Genomic DNA, 19,409 nt, shown 5'->3' with positions numbered 1-19,409 from the left:
GAATGCTGGCCCGCCTGCTCCTTGCGTGCTCCTGCCTGCTCGCGCTCGCCAATCCCGCTTGGGCCGATACCTGCACCCTTGTCACGGAGCTCGAGACCGGCCGCGTGCTGAAGCGCGAGGGCGATTGCGAACGCCGCAACAGCCCGGCTTCCACCTTCAAAGTCCCGTTGAGCCTGATGGGCTATGATGCCGGCATCCTCAAGGAGGAGAATGAGCCCGCCTGGCCCTACAAGCCAGAATACAGAGCCTGGAACGAGGCCTGGCGGAAGACCATCACGCCGCGCCCGTGGCTGCGGGACTCCGTGGTCTGGTACTCACAGGTGCTGACCCGCGAGATGGGCATGGAGCGCTTCAGGCGCTACGTCGATGGATTCCGCTATGGCAATCGCGACCTCAGCGGCGACAGGGGCAAGGCCAACGGCCTGACCCATGCGTGGCTGAGCTCCTCGCTGCAGATCTCGCCCGTCGAGCAGATCGAGTTCCTGCGCAGGCTCCTCAAGCGTGAATTACAGGTCTCGCCACGGGCTTATGAGAAGACGCTCGAGATCATGCCGTCCTTCCCCGTGGCCAGCGCCTGGAACGTCTACGGCAAGACAGGATCCGGCTTTCAGCCATCGGCCGGCGGACAGATCGATCGGAACCGCCAGTTCGGCTGGTTCATCGGATGGGTGCAGCGACACGACCGCACATTCCTGTTCGTTCGGCTGATCCGCGACGAGCGGAAGGAGAACTCCGTGGCGAGCTTCCGCGCCCGCGACAGTCTCCTGGCCGAACTGCCCGCTCTGATCGCCGATTGATCTTCTCAGAGGTCAAATCATGAGAAGGGAACGGATGAGACATTCCCCATGTGTCATGGCCGTCCCCAAACTTGATCCGGCGATCAGTCCCGGTGATGACGAGGAGGATGAGGGTTGACGATCAGCCGCCTCTCGCGTTCGCTGCGACACCAAGTTCTCAGAGGAGCATCCAATGCCCAAAGGCTATGTCATTGCCCGCGTCACCGTCACGAACCCGGAGGCCTATGCGGAATACGCCAAGGGCGCCACGGAGGCGATCCGCCAGTATGGCGGGCGTCCGCTGGTGCGCGGCGGCGCCTATGAGGCGCTCGAGGGCGAGGCGCGCGCCCGCAACGTGGTGATCGAATTCGACTCGGTGGAGCAGGCCAGGACCTATTATCATTCGCCGGAATATCAGGCCGCCAAGGCCAAGCGCGAGGGCGCCTGCGTGGCCGAATTCGTGCTCGTGGAAGGAGCCTGAACCATGAAGGGCTATTGGATCGGCCGCGTCGACGTTTCGAACCCGGACGCCTACCAGAACTACGTCAAGGCCAACGCGGTGCCGTTCGCCAAATACGGCGCCCGCTTCTTGGTGCGCGGCGGCGCGTATCGGACCGCCGAGGGCGAGGCGCGGGACCGCAACGTGGTGATCGAGTTCCCAACCTACGAGGCGGCTCTGGAATGCTGGGACTCGCCCGAGTACCAGGCCGCCAAGGCCGAGCGCGACGGCCACGCGGTCGCCGACATCATCATCATCGAAGGGTATGAGGGGCCGCAGCCGGAATGAAGTGCGCGACAGCCCCTCTCCCCTTTAGCGGGAGAGGGGACGTCATTGCACGAGCACAGCCCCTCTCCCGACCTGCGTTGCAGGTCACCCTCTCCCGCTAAAGGGGAGAGGGTGAGGAAGCACCACGCTTCTCAGCCGCCCCCCGAGCCGCTATATCCGAGCCCGACATCACAGGAGAACGGCCATGAGCGAGATGCGACTTGTCGTGGTGGGTGCGGCCGGACGCATGGGGCGCATGCTCATCAAGGCCGTGGCCGAAACCGCGGGCTGCACGCTGGTCGGCGCCATCGGGCGGGAGGGCTCGCAAGGCCTCGGGCAGGATGCGGGGCTTCTCGCCGGAACGGGCCCGCTCGGGGTGAACGTGACGGACGATCCCCTGCCCGTCTTCACCCAGGCCGACGGCGTGCTCGACTTCACGGCGCCCGCCGCCACCACGGCTTACGCGGCGCTGGCCGCTCAGGCGCGCATCGTTCATGTGATCGGCACCACCGGCTTGGCAGAAGCCGACTTCACCAGGCTGGAGGCGGCGGCGCGGCACGCGCGCATCATTCAGTCCGGCAACATGTCGCTCGGCGTCAACCTGCTCGCAGGCCTCGTGCGCAAGGCGGCGGCAACCCTGGGCGAGGATTTCGACATTGAAGTTCTTGAAATGCACCACCGCATGAAGGTGGACGCGCCCTCGGGCACCGCGCTCCTTCTCGGCGAGGCTGCTGCGGAAGGCCGCAAGATTTCGCTGAAAGAGCGTTCCGTGCGCAGCCGCGACGGGCATACCGGCGCGCGCCATCCCGGTGATATCGGCTTTGCGACCCTGCGCGGCGGCACCGTGGTGGGCGAGCATTCGGTGATCTTCGCGGGCGCCGGCGAGCGCATCGAGCTGGGGCACCGGGCCGAGGACCGGGGCCTCTTCGCCCGCGGCGCCGTGAGGGCCGCCCTCTGGGGCTTCGACAAGAAGCCGGGCTATTACACCATGGCCCATGTCCTTGGCCTCGACCGGCTTTAGCTCCTTTTCCCCTCCCCTTGCGGGGAGGGACAGCCGCGGAGCGGCCGGGTGGGGTCGAAAAGTCGAAGCTCCGCGCTGCATCACCAAGTGTATGGATCAATACGGAACCTGCCTTAGAAACTCTCTCACCCGGTCGCACCACCCCCACCCCAACCCCTCCCCGCAAGGGGGAGGGGATCACAGCGGAGAACTCTCAGCATGGATCGCCTTCTTGTGCTCGCCCGTCACGGCCAGAGCGAATGGAACCTCAAGAACCTGTTCACCGGCTGGAAGGATCCGGGTCTGACCGATCTCGGCGTCCAGGAGGCGCGCACCGCCGGTCAGCGGCTCAAGGACATGGGCGTCCAGTTCGACATCGCCTTCACGTCCGATCTCGGGCGGGCGCAGCACACCTGCAAGCTGATCCTGGAAGAGATCGGCCAGCCGGATCTCAGGACCATCGCGAACCTCGCCTTGAACGAGCGCGATTACGGCGATCTGGCGGGCCTCAACAAGGACGACGCCCGCGCCCGCTGGGGCGAGGAGCAGGTCCATCTCTGGCGCCGCTCCTACGACGTGCCGCCCCCCGGCGGCGAGAGCCTGAAGGACACGGTGGCCCGCGTGCTGCCCTACTATATCCGCGAGATCCTCCCCCGCGTGATGCGCGGCGAGCGCGTGCTGGTGGCCGCCCACGGCAACTCCCTGCGCGCCCTCGTGATGGTGCTCGACGGCCTGACCTCCGAGACGATCCCGGGCCTCGAGCTCGCGACCGGCATTCCGCTCGTCTACCGGCTCAACGAAGACACGACGGTGGCCGACAAGAAGGTGCTGGAGGGGTAAGGCAGGCGCTCAATATAACCCTCATGTCATGGCCGGGCTTGCCCCGGCCATCTCGCTTCTGAGATGCGCAACGCTCCACATCACCGGGATCACCGGCACAAGGCCGGTGATGACGTGCGGGCGTGCACATGCAAAATAAACCTATGCACTCTATTACCCTAAGCCCCGGCCTCGTCTACTACCCCGACTATCTCGACCGTCCGGCGCAGGAGCGGCTGCTCCAGTCCCTGCGCGAGATCACGAAGGCCGCGCCGCTCTTCACCCCGCGCATGCCGCGCACGGGCAAGCCGTTCTCCGTGCGCATGACCAATTGCGGGCGGCTCGGCTGGGTGTCGGATGTGCAGGGTTATCGTTATCAGCCGACGCATCCCGAGACGGGGGAGCCGTGGCCTGCCATGCCGGAGCAGGTGCTGCGCGCCTGGGAGGAATTGAGCGGCTACGCGCATCCGCCCGATGCATGCCTGATCAACTTCTACGAACAGAGCGCCCGCATGGGGATGCACCAGGACAAGGACGAGGAGGCGTTCGACGCCCCCGTCGTGTCCCTGTCCCTGGGCGACACCGCACTCTTCCGCTATGGCGGGCTGGAGCGCAAGGATCCGACGAAATCGGTCAAGCTCCGCTCCGGTGACGCAATCGTGTTCGGCGGGCCGGCCCGGCTGATCTATCATGGCATCGACCGGCTGACGCCAGGCAGCTCGGACCTGCTGCCGCAGGGCGGGCGCCTCAATCTCACCTTGCGCAAGGTGGAAAAGCCGCTCTAGCCTTGGCAAGGATATCATCTGCAATGATCTTTGGAGGGGCATTCATGAAAGCCTTTGCAGCCGCTGCCCTGGGCTTCGCCCTCGCGGTTCAGGCCGCCGTCGCGGCCGAGCCCGTCTTTCCGCCAGCCTCGCGGATCGGCATCGTGCCGCCGCAGGACATGACCGTGTCGCGGCGCTTCAGCGGCTTCGAGAACGAGGAGAAGGCCGCTGCCATCAATCTCGTGGAGATGCCGGCGCAGGCCTATGAACAGCTGGTCAAAGGCTTCACCAAGGAAGCCCTCAAGCGCCAGGGCCTGAACGAGACCTCCCGCGAGACCCTGAAGCTCGGCGGCAGGGCCGGCGTGCTGATCGGCGGCACCATGGAAGGCCCCGTGGAAGGGCGCAAATGGGTCATGGCCGTCAAGGGCGAGGACGTGGCGGGCCTCATCATCGCGCAGGTTCGCGGCGGCGCGGACGGCTACAGCGAGGCCCAGATCCGCGAGGCCCTGAAGACTGTTGCCCTGCGCGGGCCGATTCCCATCGAGGAGCAGGTTTCCGCCATGCCCTTCCGCCTCGGCGACATGGCGGGCTTCCGTCCCGTGCGGGCGATCTCCGGCAACTCCGTCCTGTTCACGGACGGCCCGAAGGACACGATCAAGGCGGTGGAGCAGCCGATCCTGATCATGGCCTCCTCCCTCGGTGCTGCGCCGCCGGCGGGCGAGCAGCGCAATCAGTTCGCCCGCGCGGCGCTCAACGCCAACCAGATCCTGAAAGAGGTGAAAATCGAGCGCTCGGAGTCCTTCCGCTTCAAAGGGCAGGACTGGCACGAGATCGTCGCCAGGGCGGTGGAGGCGGAATCGGGCCAGCCGATCGTCGTGATGCAGACCATCCGCTTCGAGCCCGGCCGCTATGTGCGCATGGTCGGCCTCACCCGGGTGGAGCAGCGGGGCGAGAGCCTGCCGCGCTTCCGGGCGGTCATCGACGGCGTGGAAATGAATCCCTGACGGGGCCTGTTGCCCGCGGCATTCTCCCGGCAGGGAAGCGGGACCGGATTCTCTGATCCGGTCCCAATCCTTTACGATGCCGCGGACGAATTGTCCGCCGTCTCGCCCCCGTTGGCGGCAGCCTTCGGGCCGCCTTTGGAGACGCCGACCAGCGCCGGACGCAGGACGCGGTCGCCGATGACGTAGCCGGACTGGACCACCTGCAGGACCGTGCCGTTCGGCACCTCCGCGTTGGGGATCTCGAACATGGCCTGGTGCAGGTTCGGGTCGAACTTCTGCCCCTGGGGGTCGAGCCTCTTCACCCCGTGGCGCTCCAGGTTCTTCAAAAGGTCGCGCTCGGTGAGGTCGATGCCCTCGATCAGGCCCTTGAAGGCGCCCTCGGCGGTCCTGCCCGCCTCCTCCGGCACGCTCTCGATGGCGCGGCGCACGTTGTCGGCCACGTTGAGCATGTCGCGGGCGAAGTTCGCCACCGCATAGGTGCGGGCATCGGCGATCTCGCGCTCGGTGCGGCGGCGCAGGTTCTCCATATCGGCCATCAGGCGCAGCATTTTATCCTTCAGATCCGCCTTCTCGGCCTCGAGAACGGCAATCGGGTCGGCCTCGGGCGCGGAAGCCGCCTCGGGGGCAGCATCGTTGGCGGGCTCGGCCTGCGGGGCCGCGTTCTGGTTTTCCGTGTCGTTCGGATTCATGATCGATCAGCTTGAGATGGGAACAAGAAGGGTTCGGGCCACATATCATGCCCCCGGGGTCACAAATCAAGCGCTGCGCCGCTGGACGCCTTCGGTTTCCTCCGCCTTGAACACGTCCAGCAGGGCCCGGCGGATGGTGGCCTGACGGCCCGCATGGGTGACCTTCGTACCGGTCAGGTCCGTCACGTAGAACACGTCCACGGCCTTCTCGCCGAAGGTCACGATATGGGCCGAGGCGATGTTGAGGTTGAGCTTCCCAAGGGCCGTGGTGAGGTCGTAGAGCAGGCCCGGCCGGTCGAGGCCGGAGACTTCGATCACCGTCTGGCGGTTCGACAGGGAATTGTCGATGGTCACCTCCGGGGGCACATGGAAGGCCCTCGAGCGCTCCTTGGACGGGCGCTTGCCGTCTACGAGATCGGCGATCTTCACCTCGCCTTTCAGGGCCCGCTCGATGGCCTTGGCGACCCGCTCCGCCCGGCGCAGCTCGTCCTCGTCCCGGTCGAAGGCGCGGGACAGCACGATGGTGTCCAGCGCCATGCCGTCCGTGGTGGTGAAGATCTGCGCATCGACGATGTTGCCGCCCGCTGCCGCACAGGCCCCCGTAATGATCGCAAGCAGGCGCGGGTGGTCCGGCGACAGGATGGTCAGTTCGGTGACGTCCCGGAACTGATCCGTCTCGTAAGCCGTGGTGACGGTCCGCCCGCCCTTCTCCGATTCCCTCAGGAGACGGGCCTGCTTCGCCCGCCGGGTCTCGTCGGTCTTCATCCAGTAGCCCGGCGTATGGCGGGCCGCATAGGCCTCGAACTCCTCGTCGGACCAATCGTGCAGTTCGGCGCGCAGCTGCTCCTGCGCCAAACGCACCCGCTCGGAACGGGCGATGTCCACGGCGCCGCCGCCGAGGATTACCTCCGTCTCGTGATAGAGGTTGCGCAGGAGCTGGCCCTTCCAGCCGGTCCAGGTGCCGGGTCCCACGGCCTTGATGTCGGCGATGGTGAGCACGAGCAGGAGCTTCAGGCGCTCCATGGTCTGCACCACCTCGGCGAAGCTCTTGATGGTGGCGGGATCGGACAGATCGCGGCTCTGCGCCGTGTTCGACATGAGCAGGTGGTGCTCGACGAGCCAGGCCACCGTGTCGGTCTCCGCGTCGGAGAGGCCGAAGCGCGGCCCGAGCTTGCGGGCGATCTCGGCACCGGCCGTCGAGTGATCCTCAGGCCTGCCCTTGGCGATGTCGTGCAGGAAGACGGCCACATAGAGCGCCCGCCGGTTGCGGATGGTGGGGAAGATCCGGTTCGCCAGCGGATGCTCGCTGCCGAGGTGGCCCGCCTCGATCTCCGTGAGCACCCCGACCGAGCGGACGAGGTGCTCGTCCACGGTGTAGTGGTGGTACATGTTGAACTGCATCATCGCGACGATGCGGCCGAAATCCGGAACGAAGCGGCCGAGCACGCCGGCCTCGTTCATCTGACGCAGCACCACCTCCGGGGCATTCTTCGACGTGATGATCTCGAGAAACACCTTGTTGGCTTCAGGATCGTTGCGCAGGCTTGAGCCGACGAGCTTGAGCGAGCGTGTCGCCAGACGCTTCGCATCGGGATGGATCGCCAGGTTGTGCCGGTCGGCGAGCCAGAACAGGCGGATCAGGTTGACGGGATCGCGCTCGAAAGCCTCCTCGCAGGCGACGTTGAGGCGATTGTTGTCGAGAGTGAAATCGTCCCCCACGATCGCGCCGCCACGGCGGCGGCGGAAGCGGCCGAAAACCCGATCGAGCATGGGACGGGGCTTGGTCTGGCGGGCCTCGAGCTCGGCGCAGACGATGGCCGTGAGATCACCCACATCCTTGGCGACCAGGAAGTAGGCTTTCATGAACCGCTCGACCGCCGACAATCCGCCCCGGGGGGCAAAGCCGATGCGCTCGGCGAGCGTGCGCTGCAGGTCGAAGGTCAGACGCTCTTCGGCGCGGCCGGTGGTGAAGTGCATGTGGCAGCGCACCCGCCACAGGAACTCCTCGCAGCGGGCGAACAGGTTGAACTCGTCCCGCGTGAAGAGGCCTGCCGTCACCAACTCCTCGGGCTCTTTCACCCGATAGACGTATTTCGCGATCCAGAAGAGCGTGTTGAGGTCGCGCAAGCCCCCCTTGCCGTCCTTCACGTTGGGCTCGACGAGGTAGCGGGAGGCGCCTGCCTTGGCCACGCGGGCGTCCCGCTCCTTCAGCTTGGCATCCACGAAGGCCGGGGCCGAGGTCGCGATGATTTCCTTGTCGAAGCGCTTGGTCAGATTATCGAAGAGCTCCCTGTCGCCGAACAGGAAGCGCGTTTCGAGCAGGGAGGTGCGGATCGTCATGTCGGCGCCGGCCTCGCGCAGGCAATCCTCCACCGAGCGGGTCGCGTGCCCCACCTTCAGCTTGAGGTCCCACAGCACGTAGAGCATCGCCTCGACCACGCTCTCGCTCCACGCGGTCTGCTTGTAGGGGAGCAGGAACAGGAGATCGACGTCGGAGCCCGGCGCCAGGGTGCCGCGCCCGTAGCCGCCGGTCGCCGCAACGGCGAGGCGCTCTCCGGCAGACGGATTGGCGCTGGGGTAGAGATGCTGGACAATCGCCCCATGGACGATGCGCACCACCTCGTCCATCCGCTCGCAGAGATAGCGGGCGCACACGAGCCCGTCCTGATTCTCCAGGAGCCTTGCCTCGGCCTCTGCCCTGCCCTCGTCGAGCAGCGTCTTCAACAGGGGAACGAGCCTGGCGCGCAGCTCCGCGGCATCCGGGATCGTATGGCTGCCGAGACTTTGCAGGAGGCTCTGGGGATCGAGGGCTGGCATGGAACAACCGTATATGAGCTGCCGTTCGGCTTACCACCAGAAAAGGACTTCACCCAAGGGTGGACTGGCCTTATCCGGAAAAGCGGATAAGATGTTCTTTATAAGAGATATCGTTTGACATAAAGAACTCAACGTTCTAAATAAAGGACACGCGCCGATTTGAGCATGCAGCTTGCGGGCGCGAAACAAGTGCAGCTAAAGCGCCGGGCGCCTCGAACGAAGCTCCCATGCGCCCAACATGGGACCAACACGATGAGCCTGACCCGCCGCCTCCTCCTCGCCGCCTCCGTTGCCACGGGCCTGACGATCCTCGCCAATGGCGCCATTGCACAGCCCAAAGAGATCCGCATCGACTACGCCACCTACAACCCGGTCAGCCTTGTTCTCAAGGACAAGGGCTTCCTCGAGAAGGAACTGGAGAAGGACGGCATCAAGGTGCGCTGGGTGCAGTCGCTCGGCTCCAACAAGGCCCTCGAGTTCCTGAATGCCGGCTCGATCGACTTCGGCTCCACGGCCGGCGCCGCCGCCCTGATCGGCAAGATCAACGGCAACCCGATCAAGTCGATCTACGTCTATTCCCGACCCGAATGGACGGCGCTCGTCACCCGCAAGGATACGGGCATCAGTAAGGTCGAGGACCTGAAGGGCAAGCGCGTGGCCGTGACCCGCGGCACCGATCCCCACATCTTCCTGGTGCGCGCTCTGCAGGAGGCCAAGCTCACCGAGAAGGACGTGAAGCTCGTCCTGCTCCAGCATCCCGATGGCCGCACGGCGCTCGAGCGCGGCGACGTGGATGCCTGGGCCGGTCTCGATCCTCTGATGGCCGCCGCCGAAGTGGAAAGCGGCGCCCAACTGTTCTACCGCAACGCCGGCGCGAACACCTGGGGCGTGCTCAACGTCTCCGAAGCCTTTGCCAAGGAGAACCCTGCCCTCGTGGAGCGCGTGCTCAAGGCCTATGAGGAGGCGCGCAAGTATGCGCTCGCCAACAAGGACGAGCTGAAGAAGTCCCTGATCACCTACACCAAGCTCGCAGAGCCGGTGATCGAGCGCCAGCTCGAACGCACGGAGCTCACGCACTCCTCCATCGGTCAGCCCCAGGTGGACACCATCCTGGCCGCAGGCCTCGCCCTGCAGCAGGCCGGCGTCATTACGCCTGAGACCAACGTACGCGCCGCCGTCGACTCGCTCATCGACCGCCGCTTCGCCACCGCGTCGCGCTGATGATTTCATCACGGGAGAGCGCCGTGACAGGCAACGCTGCAAGCAACGCCTGGTCCTCCCATGAGGGTGCCGCCGCTCTCGCGGCCCCAACCTCCACCGAGAAGCGACGCGCCTTCGACTGGCGCATCCTTCTCGGCTTTTTCTTGCCTGTCGGCGTTGCGCTGCTCTGGGAGGCCGCCGTCACCCTCAGTCTCGCCGAAGGCCGCCTGATACCGCCGCCGAGCCGCATCGCCGCAACGCTCTGGGGCTTGGCGCAGACCGGCGAGCTGTGGACGCATACGTGGATGACGCTCTGGCGTGTTCTCGTCGGCTTCGCCATCGGCGCATTGTCCGGCATCGTGCTCGGCGCGCTCTCCGGATCGAGCCGAACCCTCCGGCAATTGCTCGATCCGACGTTGCAGGCCCTGCGGGCGATTCCCTCCATCGCCTGGGTGCCCCTGTTCATTCTGTGGCTCGGCATCTTCGAGGCGTCGAAAGTGGCGCTGATCGCGGTGGGCGTGTTCTTTCCGGTCTATCTCGGCATCGCGGGCGCGATCCTCTCCGTCGACCGCAAGCTCGTGGAAGTGGGCCACGTGTTCCGCCTCTCGCGCGTCCAGCTCGCCCGCCGCATCCTGCTGCCGGCGGTGCTGCCCGAAGCCGTGATCGCGCTGAGGTCTGGCCTGGGCCTCGGCTTCATGTTCGTGGTCGCAGCCGAGTTCATGGGCGCGTCGGAGGGCCTCGGCTACCTGCTCGTCGACGGTCAGCAGATGGGCAAGCCCGACCAGATTCTCGCCGCCATCATCGCCTTTGCGCTGCTCGGCAAGACGGCCGACAGCCTGCTTGTGTCGGCCACCAAGCCGCTCGTGCGCTGGCAGGACACCGTACGGGAGAGGCTGTGATGATGCGCGATTACTCTTCACTGTCATTCCGGGGCGGCCGTAGGCCAAGCCTGGAATCCATAACCGCTGATAGTACAGGATCAAGGGTAAGGCTTGGACACAGCTCATTTTCACATCGTCGTGTTTATGGATTCCGGGCTCCGCTGCGCGGCCCCGGAATGACAGTGCTCTACACGCAAGCCATGACGAGAGAATTGAGCGTTAAATGCTGAGCTTCGAGCACCTCTCAAAAACCTACGCCGACGGCACGCGGGCGCTCTCCGACATCAACCTCACCGTGCACGAGGGCGAGATCGTCGCGCTGATCGGCGGCTCGGGCTGCGGCAAGACCACGCTGCTGCGCCTCATCGCCGGCCTCGACCGGGAAAGCGCCGGCCGGATCCGCCTCGACGGCGAGGTGCTGTCAGGTCCGCATCCGGCGGTGGGCATCGTGTTCCAGGAGCCGCGCCTGCTGCCCTGGCTGTCGGTTTTCGACAACATCGCTTTCGGCCTCGACGGCTTAAGCGCCGCTGAACGACAAGCGCGCGTATATCATGCGCTCGAAAAGATCGGCCTTGCCGAACATGCCAATCGCTGGCCGCGCGATCTCTCAGGCGGGCAGCAGCAGCGAGTCTCCATCGCCCGTGCGTTCGTCACCAACCCGAAGGTGCTTCTTCTCGACGAGCCCTTCTCGGCCCTCGACGCTTTCACCCGCGCAAGCCTGCACGAGCACCTACTCGGCCTCTGGGAAGAGACGCGCCCCACCGTCGTGCTCGTCACGCATGACGTGCAGGAGGCGGTGACGCTGGCCGACCGCGCCGTCGTCATGCAGCCCAAGCCCGGCCGCATCTTCGACGAACTGCCCCTGACGCTCTCGCGTCCGCGCGACAGGACGGGCCTTCCCTTCGAGACCTCCGTGCGCCGCGTCTTGACGGCCCTCGACCATTCCCTCAAAGCTCCGCAACAGCAGCCCCAGCGCGAACGCGACCGTCAGGCCGCAGCGCTGTGGTGGTAACATACCTAAGGACAACATCATGGACGCCACCGCCCTTCGCGCCCTTCAGGCGCCGCTGAAGGATCAGTACCGCAGCGATCCGAACGCCGCCGTCATCACCCTCAAGGCGCAAGGCACGCTGGACGACCAACACATCGCCTGCAAGGTCGAAACCGGCCGCGCGCTGGCCGTCGCAGGCCTCCACCCGGCCACCGGCGGCTCCGGCGCGGAGCTGTGCTCCGGCGACATGCTGCTCGAGGCGCTCGTGGCCTGCGCGGGCGTGACCCTGAAGGCGGTCGCCACCGCGCTCGAAATCGACCTGCGCCACGGCGCCGTGAAGGCGGAAGGCGATCTGGACTTCCGCGGCACGCTCGGCGTCGACAAGACTGCCCCGGTGGGCTTCAGGAACATCCGCCTGTCCTTCGAAGTCGACACGGATGCGCCGCAGGAGAAGATCGACCAGCTGCTCAAGCTCACCGAGCGCTACTGCGTGGTGTTCCAGAGCCTCAACAACAAGCCGGACTTAAGCGCGACGCTGACGCGCAAGTAAGGCTGCCTGCCACAACCAGTAGAAGACTTTCACGTCATGGCCGTCTCGATTTGATGAGGGAGGTGCTCTCCATGATCGGGATCACCGGCACAAGGCCGGTGATGACGTGGATGATGGTCATGAAGCGAGGTTGCTGCGAGGGTGTCAGTTCCCCGCCACCAGGCTCTGCGGCGCACCGCTGATCGCAACCGCAGTGCCATTGCGGATCTCCTGGACGGTCAGAGCACGGGCGTTGGTGCCGTCGGGGTTGAAGCGGAATACGCCGTCCGCTCCGGCAAAGCCCGCCGGATTGGTCAGCATCGCGTCGCTGAACGCTTGAGCGCCCTGCATGCGCGCGAGCGCCGCCGCCAGGGTGACGGCGTCGTAGGACAGGGTCGCAAGCCGGATCGGATCGGATCGGTGTTGAAGCGCGCGCGGTAGCGCTCGGCGAAGGCCTCGAAGCCGCGGTTGTCGGGAGCCGCGAACCAGCCGCCCTGCAGGGCCGGCAATCCGAAGATGCGCGGCTCGTTCCACACGCCCGTGCCGAGCGGCTTGACCCGCGTGGGATCGAAGCCTGCCATCTGCAATGCCTGGGCGACACCCGGCAGGCCATCGCCGTTGTCGGGAATGAACAGGGCATCCGCCTGCGGGGCGGCTCCGCCGATCACGCGGGCGAGGCGCTGCACGCCCACCTGCGGCTGCCCCGGCGGATAATATTCGAGCGCGGCAATGCGCAGGCCCTGCCGGGCGGCCGCCTGCTGCAGCCGCGCCTCGGCCACGCGGCCGTACTGCGTTTCCGGAATCAGCGCCGCGATCGAGCGGCGGCCTTGGGCCGCGGCAAAGGCGACGATGTGGTCGACCTCCTCCTGGACGAGGAAGCTCAGGAGATAGACGCCGCGGGTGGCGACGCTTGCATCGGACGAGAACCCGATGACGGACTTCCCCCACTCGCGGGCCGCTTGGCCCGCCGCCTGAACGGAGCCGGAGAAGACCGGCCCGATCATGAGCTCGGCCCCTTCCGCGAGCGCCTGCTGCGCGGCGGCCCGTGCCCCCTCGGGCGTGCCCTGATCGTCCTTCACGAGGAGCGTGACATCCGAGCCCTGGAATTCACTCACCGCCATCTCGGCGGCGTTGCGCATGCTCTGGGCCACGACACCCCCCTGCCCGGCAGCGCTCATGGGCAGGATCAGGGCGACCTTGACGAGTCCTTTGCCGATGGTGGCGGAGTTCCCGAGCGGGGCAGGCGCAGGTGCCTGCATGGGGGGCGGCGTGACCCCGGCGGCATAGGCGGGTTCGGCGGGAGCGGCCTGAGGCCGGCTCACGCTGCGCGGCGGCAGAAGGCTCTCGGAGCCGACGCAACCCGACAAGGCCAGAGATCCAGCCAGGACCAGAGCCCAGGCCGCTCGGCCCGGAAAGCTCCGGACCCGATCATACAACACGCATGCCATCTCCACCCCCCTTGGAAACAGCTTTCGTCACCGGGGGAAGTGTGCCGACAAAAAGTAAACATTGTTTCCAACAGGTCATGAGCGGCTGAACGACCCGGCTTTCGCGAAGGCCCCGCTTCATGCGAGAGTAAAGGTCGCATGACTCAGAGAATCGACAACCGAACCAAGCGGCGCGAGCCCAATGAGCGGATCGCCACCTTCACCGCCTTCGGCCTTGCTGCCGAGGCCAAGCCCCTCTCGCCCGGCCTCTATGTGGTCGCGACCCCCATCGGCAACCTGCAGGACGTGTCCTTCCGGGCGCTCAGCGTGATGGCCGCCGCGGACGCGGTCCTGGCCGAGGACACCCGGGTGACGAAGACGCTGCTTGCCCATTACGGCATCACCACGCCGCTGGTGGCCTATCACGAGCATTCCAATGGCGCTGTGCGGGAGCGCATGGTCCACCGCATCCGCGAAGGACAGGCCCTTGCGCTGGTCTCCGATGCCGGCACGCCGCTGGTGTCGGATCCCGGCTACAAGCTCGTGCAGGCGGCGATCGAGGAAGGGCTGCCGGTCACGCCGATTCCCGGCCCATCCGCCGTGCTCACCGCGCTGGTGGCCTCTGGCCTGCCGACGGACCGCTTCTTCTTCGAGGGCTTCCTGCCGGCAAAGAGCGGCGCACGCCGCACGCGGCTTGCGGAGATCGGCACCATTCCCGGCACGCTCATGCTCTTCGAGGGCCCGCACCGCCTGCCGGAAATGCTGATGGACGCCGCCGAGGTGCTGGGCGAGCGACAGGCCGTGGTGGCGCGCGAACTGACGAAGATGTTCGAGACCATCCGGCGCGGCACCCTGCCGGAACTCGCCCGGCAATTCGCCGAGGAGGGCCCGCCCAAGGGCGAGATCGTGGTTCTGATCGGCGAGGCCACCAAGGCCATGCACGCTGCGGAAGCCGATGCAGTCCTCGACGGCAAGCTCGAAGCAGCCCTCAGGAATCATTCGATCAAGGACGCAGCGGCGCTCGTTGCGGCGGAACTCGATCTGCCCAAGCGGGAGATCTATGCCCGCGCCCTGGTGCTTGCCAGGAAGGGCGAATGAAGAGCGCTCTCGACCGACGGGAGGCGACCTTTCTGCGCGGCCACCGCGCCGAGTGGATCGCGCTCCTGTTCCTGATCTCCAAAGGCTATCGCCCCCTCGCGCGTCGCTATGCGGCGTCCGGCGGCGAAATCGACCTGATCGTCATGCGCGGCGACACCATCGCGTTCGTCGAGGTGAAGGCACGCGCGCTCATGGATGACGCGCTCTCGGCCATCACGGCGCGCAAGCGCCAGCGCTTCTCGCGGGCCGTGCGTGCGTGGCTTTCGCGCAATGCATGGGCTCAAGGGAAAACATGGCGCGCCGATGCCGTATTCATCGCGCCGAAGCAATGGCCGCAGCATATGGTGAGCGCGTTCGAGCTGGAGATGGGTTGAAGCAGCAACGTTGCCACTGTCATTCCGGGGCCGCGTAGCGGAGCCCGACCCGAAGGGCTGCGCCTTAGCGTGGAAATCCATAACCGCTGACGATGCAGAAGCGGATGAGCGTTGAGACAGTGCCTCACTTCCCAGCTGTCGTGTTTATGGATTCCGGGCTCTCGCTTTGCTCGCCCCGGAATGACAGTGGCGGTATAAGCGTGATCCTCAGCCCTTAGCCGGCTTCGGCGCGAACACCGTCACGGCCGCGGGCCTGATCGAGAAATGGGCCGGCGTCTGCGTGACGATCTCGCCATCGGCGTTGACGGGCTTGGGCTTGCGGGTGCGGATGTCGAACTCCTTGGCGCGCACCGCCCGCACCTCGCTCCAGGCGCCGTGGCGGCCGTGGCGGAACGAGCGAGCCATGAAGGCGAGCTTCCAGGCCTGTCTCAGTTCCAGGCTGTAGAGATCGAGATGGTGGTCGTCGATGGTGGCATCCTGTTCGACCGCATTGCCGCCGCCATAGAAGCGGCCGTTGCCCACCGCGATCTGGAGGGTGCGCACGCGCGCCGCCTCGTTCTCGCTGTAGATGGTCGCCCGGAAGGGCTTTGCGTGCATCAGAACGTTCAGGGCCACCATGGCATAGCCCAGTCGCCCCCAGCGGCGCTTGATGTCCCGGGTCAGCTTCTGGGCCAGCTCCGCCGAGAGCCCGATGCTCGCCACGTTGAAGAAGGGCTCGCCGTTGACGATGCCGAGATCGATCTTGCGGGTGTGGCCGTCGGCGATCACCTGGGCGGCAGCGTCGAGGTCAGGGGCGATCTCGAGGGTGCGGGCGAGATCGTTGGCCGTACCCAGCGGCAGGATGCCGAGCGGCAGGCCGGTCTCGATAACCCCGAAGGCTGCCGCGTTGAGCGTGCCGTCACCCCCGCCGACCACGGCGCAATCCACGTCCTTCGCATGCTTCACGATGAGGGGTGACAGGTCCTCCCGGCGGCCGCAATCCACATGGACCGGCTCGATTCCATGGCCTTTCAGGCGCTCGACGGCGATGTCTCGCTGGGCGGCACCGCTGCGGCTCTTGGCATTGACGATCAGAAGGGCGCGGCGGGGCATATACTCTCACATGGAAAAGCTTGGGGGATCTGCAAGGGGCAGCAGCCAAGCGGGGCCGTTGAATAACCCGCATCCCCGGCTTTCGTTCAGGCCAGGCGGGATGAACAGTTGCCATACCACATTTTAGGCCCAATAACCCTGCTTCCAAGGAGGCCTGACCCATGACCCTCACCGTCGCGTTCCAGATGGATCACATCCGCAGCCTCAAGATTGCGGGCGACACGGGCTTTGCGCTGCTGCTCGAGGCCCAGCGGAGGGGACACCGGGTCCTGCACTACACGCCCGACCGCCTGTCGCTCCGCGACGGCGCCGTGATCGCCATAGCGGAGCCCGTCGAGGTGCGGGACGTGGAGGGCGACCACTTCACCCTGGGAACGCCCGAGCGGGTCGATCTTTCCACCGTCGACGCGGTGCTCATGCGCCAGGATCCGCCCTTCGATCTGGCCTACATCACCGCCACCCATTTCCTGGAGCGCATCCACCCCAAGACCCTCGTGGTCAACGATCCGACCCATGTGCGCAACGCACCGGAAAAGATCTTCGTCACCCATTTCCCACACCTGATGCCCCCGACCCTGATCTCCCGCGACCGAGGCGAGATCGAGGAGTTCCGGCGCGAGCATGGCGACGTGGTTATGAAGCCGCTCTACGGCCATGGCGGCGCGAGCGTGTTCAAGGTCGGACGGGAGGATCCCAATTTCGGCTCCCTCTACGACCTCTTCGCCAACCTGTTCCGCGAGCCCTGGGTGATCCAGCGCTTCCTGCCTAAGATCACAGAGGGCGACAAGCGCATCATCCTCATCGACGGCGAGGCGGCAGGCGCCATCAACCGGGTGCCGGCGGCCAACGACATCCGCTCCAACATGGTGCGCGGCGGCGCGGCGAAGCCCACCGACCTCACGCCCCGCGAGCGCGAGATCTGCGAGACCATCGGCCCCGATCTCAAACGCATGGGCCTGATCCTCGTGGGCATCGACGTGATCGACGGCAACCTCACCGAGATCAACGTGACGGCGCCCACGGGCATCCGCGCTATCAAGCGCCTCGGCGGACCGGATCTGGCGGTAACGGTGTGGGATGTGATTGAGTTGAAGGTGAAGCGCTGAATCAAGCCGGTCGACGCGCCAGCGTGAGAAGGGCTCCGAGACCGCACATGACCATGCCCGAAGCCTGACGAACGCGCCGGATGACGTGAGGCCTGCGCGCGAGGCTGTCTCGGGCTCGGGATGCCATGAGGGTGGCAAGAACAGCCCCAAGCGTGTTCAGGCCAATCGAGACCAATCCGAGGGCAACGAATTGCAGCGCGACACCGCCCTGATCCAGACTGACGAATTGTGGGATGAAGGCCAGGAAGAAGGCTGCTGTCTTGGGATTCAAGGCTTCCACCAAGACACCGTCACGAAAGGCTCGCCATGGTCCCGAAGCCGGGACATCTGCAAGCGCCTCCGCCTTCGCTTCCCGGATTGTTTTGAAGCCGAGCCAGACCAGATAGGCTGCGCCGAAAAGCTTCAGCACCGTGAACGCTTCAGCGCTTGCCATCACCAGGGCCGAGACCCCGAATGCCCCGGCAAGCACATGGACGAAGCCGCCGAGCACGGTGCCGAAGCAGGAAGCGATTCCTTCCGCGCGTCCACCAGCCAGGGTTCGAGCGGTCACATAGAACAAACCCGGGCCCGGCGTGACCGCGATAAGGAGAGCGGCAGCGAAGAAGAGCACGAAGTTTTCGGGCAATAGCATGAACCCGCTCCTGACAGCCCCCTCGATGGGCCGCTCAAAACACGACGCTCGGCCTACGCTGCTAGTTCCGCAATGACCGCATTAAGGACCGGGAAGCCCTTCGGCGTCACCGCGAGGCGCGAACCATCCACCTGGATCAGGCCTTCCTCCTCCAGAACCCGCAAGCCGCGCCGATTGAGCGTCTTGCCCGTGAACGCCTCGAACCGGCGCGGGTCGACGCCTTCCTTGAGACGCAGTCCCATGAGCAGGAATTCGTCGCCCTCGGCCTCGGAGGTCAGAACCTCCTCGTCGATGATGCCGTGCCCCTCGCGCTCGACCCGTTCGAGCCATGTCTCGGGGTGCTTCTCCGTCGCGGTGGCAAGGCGTGCATTGCCCGTCACGAGGCGGCCATGGGCGCCGGGGCCGATGCCGGCATATTCGCCGTAGCGCCAGTAGAGCAGGTTGTGCTGCGACTCCGCGCCGGGCCTCGCATGGTTCGAGATCTCGTAGGCCGGAAGGCCGTGCTTCTCGCACACCTCCTGCGTGATGTCGTAGAGCGCGCGGCCGGTCTCCTCGTCGGGCACGGCGATCTTGCCGGCATCGTAGAGGCGCTGGAACCAGGTGCCGGGCTCGATGGTGAGCTGATAGAGCGACAGGTGCTCCACCGCATGGGAGATCGCCTGCTCCAACTCCGCGCCCCAGTCCTTCGGGGTCTGGCCGGGACGGGCATAGATCAGATCGAAGGAATAGCGATCGAAGATGGAGGCGGCAATCTTCACCGCGCCCAGGGCCTCGTCGACGGAGTGCATGCGCCCCAAGCGCTTGAGATCGGGATCGTTGAGCGCCTGGACGCCGAGCGACACCCGGTTGATGCCGGCACTCCGATAGCCGCGGAAGCGCTCCGCCTCGACGCTGGTGGGGTTGGCCTCCAGCGTGACCTCGGCCTTGGGATCGATGCCCCAGGCGCCCCCGATGGCATCGAGGATCGCACCCACGGTCTGGGGCTTCATGAGCGAGGGCGTGCCGCCGCCGAAGAACACGCTCGTGACCGTCCTGCCCGGAATCCGCGCGGCCGTGTGGGCGATCTCGCGCCGGAAGGCCGCCAGAAACCGCTCCTGGTCCACGGGCTGGTGGCGGACATGGCTGTTGAAGTCGCAATAGGGGCATTTGGAAGCGCAGAAGGGCCAATGGACATAGACGCCAAAGCCCACATCGCGCGTCGGATGATCGATCATGGGGCGTATATGGCAGGTCGGAGGACGAACGTCACGGGTGCCGGTGTCGCGTTACCGTGCGATCTTCCCTCCCCCTTGTGGGGAGGGGCAGCCGCGCAGCGGCCGGGTGGGGGTCGCAAAGTCGGAGCGCTGCGTCTGATGGATATCGGCGAGGCCTTCCCTACCACGTCATCACCGGCCTTGTGCCGGTGATCCCGATCATGACGAGTGCAGCGCTTATCAGCATCGGGA

General features: G+C 66.0%; 21 protein-coding genes. 14 read left to right on the top strand and 7 right to left on the bottom strand.

Going from position 1 to position 19,409, the window contains the following annotated elements; translation table 11 throughout:
• Nucleotides 1–2 precede the first annotated feature (2 nt).
• The 7 genes from blaOXA to AC0QTX_RS15445 all read left to right on the top strand — a co-directional run bounded on the left by blaOXA (nt 3) and on the right by AC0QTX_RS15445 (nt 5,129).
• Entirely contained in the window at nt 3–797 is a 795-nt protein-coding gene (blaOXA, locus tag AC0QTX_RS15475) for a class D beta-lactamase (RefSeq protein ID WP_474604708.1), read from the top strand.
• A gap of 172 nt (nt 798–969) precedes the next feature.
• Nucleotides 970–1,257: a DUF1330 domain-containing protein gene (locus tag AC0QTX_RS15470; protein ID WP_183446843.1), complete on the top strand. Its 288-nt coding sequence runs from the start codon at nt 970–972 to the stop codon at nt 1,255–1,257.
• 3 nt (nt 1,258–1,260) lie between these two features.
• Nucleotides 1,261–1,563, top strand: coding sequence for a DUF1330 domain-containing protein (locus AC0QTX_RS15465; protein ID WP_474604707.1), 303 nt, complete (start codon nt 1,261–1,263; stop codon nt 1,561–1,563).
• A 193-nt stretch (nt 1,564–1,756) separates the two neighbouring features.
• Complete coding sequence (gene dapB, locus AC0QTX_RS15460) at nt 1,757–2,563, top strand: 4-hydroxy-tetrahydrodipicolinate reductase (protein WP_474604745.1); 807 nt, start codon at nt 1,757–1,759, stop codon at nt 2,561–2,563.
• 198 nt (nt 2,564–2,761) lie between these two features.
• On the top strand, nt 2,762–3,382 hold the full coding sequence (locus AC0QTX_RS15455; RefSeq protein WP_474604706.1) for a 2,3-bisphosphoglycerate-dependent phosphoglycerate mutase: 621 nt from the start codon (nt 2,762–2,764) through the stop codon (nt 3,380–3,382).
• Between the two features lie 143 nt (nt 3,383–3,525).
• A complete protein-coding gene (locus tag AC0QTX_RS15450) occupies nt 3,526–4,146 on the top strand; it encodes an alpha-ketoglutarate-dependent dioxygenase AlkB family protein (protein ID WP_474604744.1) in 621 nt (206 codons plus the stop codon).
• A gap of 44 nt (nt 4,147–4,190) precedes the next feature.
• Entirely contained in the window at nt 4,191–5,129 is a 939-nt protein-coding gene (locus tag AC0QTX_RS15445; RefSeq protein ID WP_474604705.1) for a hypothetical protein, read from the top strand.
• Nucleotides 5,130–5,200: 71 nt separating this feature from the next.
• Here AC0QTX_RS15445 and grpE read toward each other — a convergent pair whose 3' ends face one another.
• Both grpE and AC0QTX_RS15435 read right to left on the bottom strand, forming a co-directional pair.
• Nucleotides 5,201–5,818: a nucleotide exchange factor GrpE gene (gene grpE / locus AC0QTX_RS15440; RefSeq protein WP_474604704.1), complete on the bottom strand. Its 618-nt coding sequence runs from the start codon at nt 5,816–5,818 to the stop codon at nt 5,201–5,203.
• Nucleotides 5,819–5,884: 66 nt separating this feature from the next.
• Nucleotides 5,885–8,635: a [protein-PII] uridylyltransferase gene (locus AC0QTX_RS15435; protein ID WP_474604703.1), complete on the bottom strand. Its 2,751-nt coding sequence runs from the start codon at nt 8,633–8,635 to the stop codon at nt 5,885–5,887.
• A gap of 252 nt (nt 8,636–8,887) precedes the next feature.
• On the opposite strand from AC0QTX_RS15435, the gene AC0QTX_RS15430 reads away from it, so the two are divergent.
• The 4 genes from AC0QTX_RS15430 (at nt 8,888) to AC0QTX_RS15415 (ending at nt 12,257) form a co-directional block, all read left to right on the top strand.
• Nucleotides 8,888–9,856 carry an aliphatic sulfonate ABC transporter substrate-binding protein gene (locus AC0QTX_RS15430; protein ID WP_474604702.1) on the top strand — a complete coding sequence of 323 codons (969 nt, stop codon included), beginning with the start codon at nt 8,888–8,890 and terminating at the stop codon, nt 9,854–9,856.
• 23 nt (nt 9,857–9,879) lie between these two features.
• Entirely contained in the window at nt 9,880–10,734 is an 855-nt protein-coding gene (locus AC0QTX_RS15425) for an ABC transporter permease (RefSeq protein ID WP_474604701.1), read from the top strand.
• Between the two features lie 205 nt (nt 10,735–10,939).
• A complete protein-coding gene (locus AC0QTX_RS15420) occupies nt 10,940–11,728 on the top strand; it encodes an ABC transporter ATP-binding protein (protein ID WP_474604700.1) in 789 nt (262 codons plus the stop codon).
• A 19-nt stretch (nt 11,729–11,747) separates the two neighbouring features.
• Nucleotides 11,748–12,257 carry an OsmC family protein gene (locus tag AC0QTX_RS15415; protein ID WP_474604699.1) on the top strand — a complete coding sequence of 170 codons (510 nt, stop codon included), beginning with the start codon at nt 11,748–11,750 and terminating at the stop codon, nt 12,255–12,257.
• Nucleotides 12,258–12,401: 144 nt separating this feature from the next.
• On the opposite strand, the gene AC0QTX_RS15410 is transcribed toward AC0QTX_RS15415, so the two are convergent.
• Nucleotides 12,402–12,587, bottom strand: a complete 186-nt coding sequence (locus tag AC0QTX_RS15410; protein WP_474604698.1) for a hypothetical protein — start codon at nt 12,585–12,587, stop codon at nt 12,402–12,404.
• On the bottom strand, nt 12,551–13,684 hold the full coding sequence (locus AC0QTX_RS15405; RefSeq protein WP_474604697.1) for a penicillin-binding protein activator: 1,134 nt from the start codon (nt 13,682–13,684) through the stop codon (nt 12,551–12,553). The genes AC0QTX_RS15410 and AC0QTX_RS15405 overlap by 37 nt, the downstream gene beginning before the upstream one ends.
• 138 nt (nt 13,685–13,822) lie before the next feature.
• Here AC0QTX_RS15405 and rsmI point away from each other — a divergent pair, with 138 nt between their 5' ends.
• Together rsmI and AC0QTX_RS15395 are read left to right on the top strand one after the other, a co-directional pair.
• Complete coding sequence (gene rsmI / locus AC0QTX_RS15400; protein WP_474604696.1) at nt 13,823–14,761, top strand: 16S rRNA (cytidine(1402)-2'-O)-methyltransferase; 939 nt, start codon at nt 13,823–13,825, stop codon at nt 14,759–14,761.
• On the top strand, nt 14,758–15,135 hold the full coding sequence (locus tag AC0QTX_RS15395; protein WP_474604695.1) for a YraN family protein: 378 nt from the start codon (nt 14,758–14,760) through the stop codon (nt 15,133–15,135). The genes rsmI and AC0QTX_RS15395 overlap by 4 nt, the downstream gene beginning before the upstream one ends.
• A 207-nt stretch (nt 15,136–15,342) precedes the next feature.
• Here the strand turns inward: AC0QTX_RS15395 and AC0QTX_RS15390 are convergent, their stop codons facing one another.
• Nucleotides 15,343–16,227 (bottom strand): lipid kinase, encoded by an 885-nt coding sequence (locus AC0QTX_RS15390; protein ID WP_474604694.1) that lies wholly within the window; start codon nt 16,225–16,227, stop codon nt 15,343–15,345.
• A gap of 161 nt (nt 16,228–16,388) precedes the next feature.
• On the opposite strand from AC0QTX_RS15390, the gene gshB reads away from it, so the two are divergent.
• Nucleotides 16,389–17,333, top strand: a complete 945-nt coding sequence (gene gshB, locus AC0QTX_RS15385; RefSeq protein ID WP_474604693.1) for a glutathione synthase — start codon at nt 16,389–16,391, stop codon at nt 17,331–17,333.
• Nucleotide 17,334: 1 nt separating this feature from the next.
• Here the strand turns inward: gshB and AC0QTX_RS15380 are convergent, their stop codons facing one another.
• Nucleotides 17,335–17,964, bottom strand: a complete 630-nt coding sequence (locus AC0QTX_RS15380; protein WP_474604692.1) for a LysE family translocator — start codon at nt 17,962–17,964, stop codon at nt 17,335–17,337.
• 53 nt (nt 17,965–18,017) lie between these two features.
• Nucleotides 18,018–19,178, bottom strand: a complete 1,161-nt coding sequence (gene hemW, locus AC0QTX_RS15375; protein ID WP_474604691.1) for a radical SAM family heme chaperone HemW — start codon at nt 19,176–19,178, stop codon at nt 18,018–18,020.
• Between the last annotated feature and the right edge of the window lie 231 nt (nt 19,179–19,409).

Source organism: Microvirga sp. jy35, from assembly GCF_056148915.1.
Note: the sequence above shows the minus strand (reverse complement) of the source record. Positions and strands in the feature narration are given on the sequence as shown.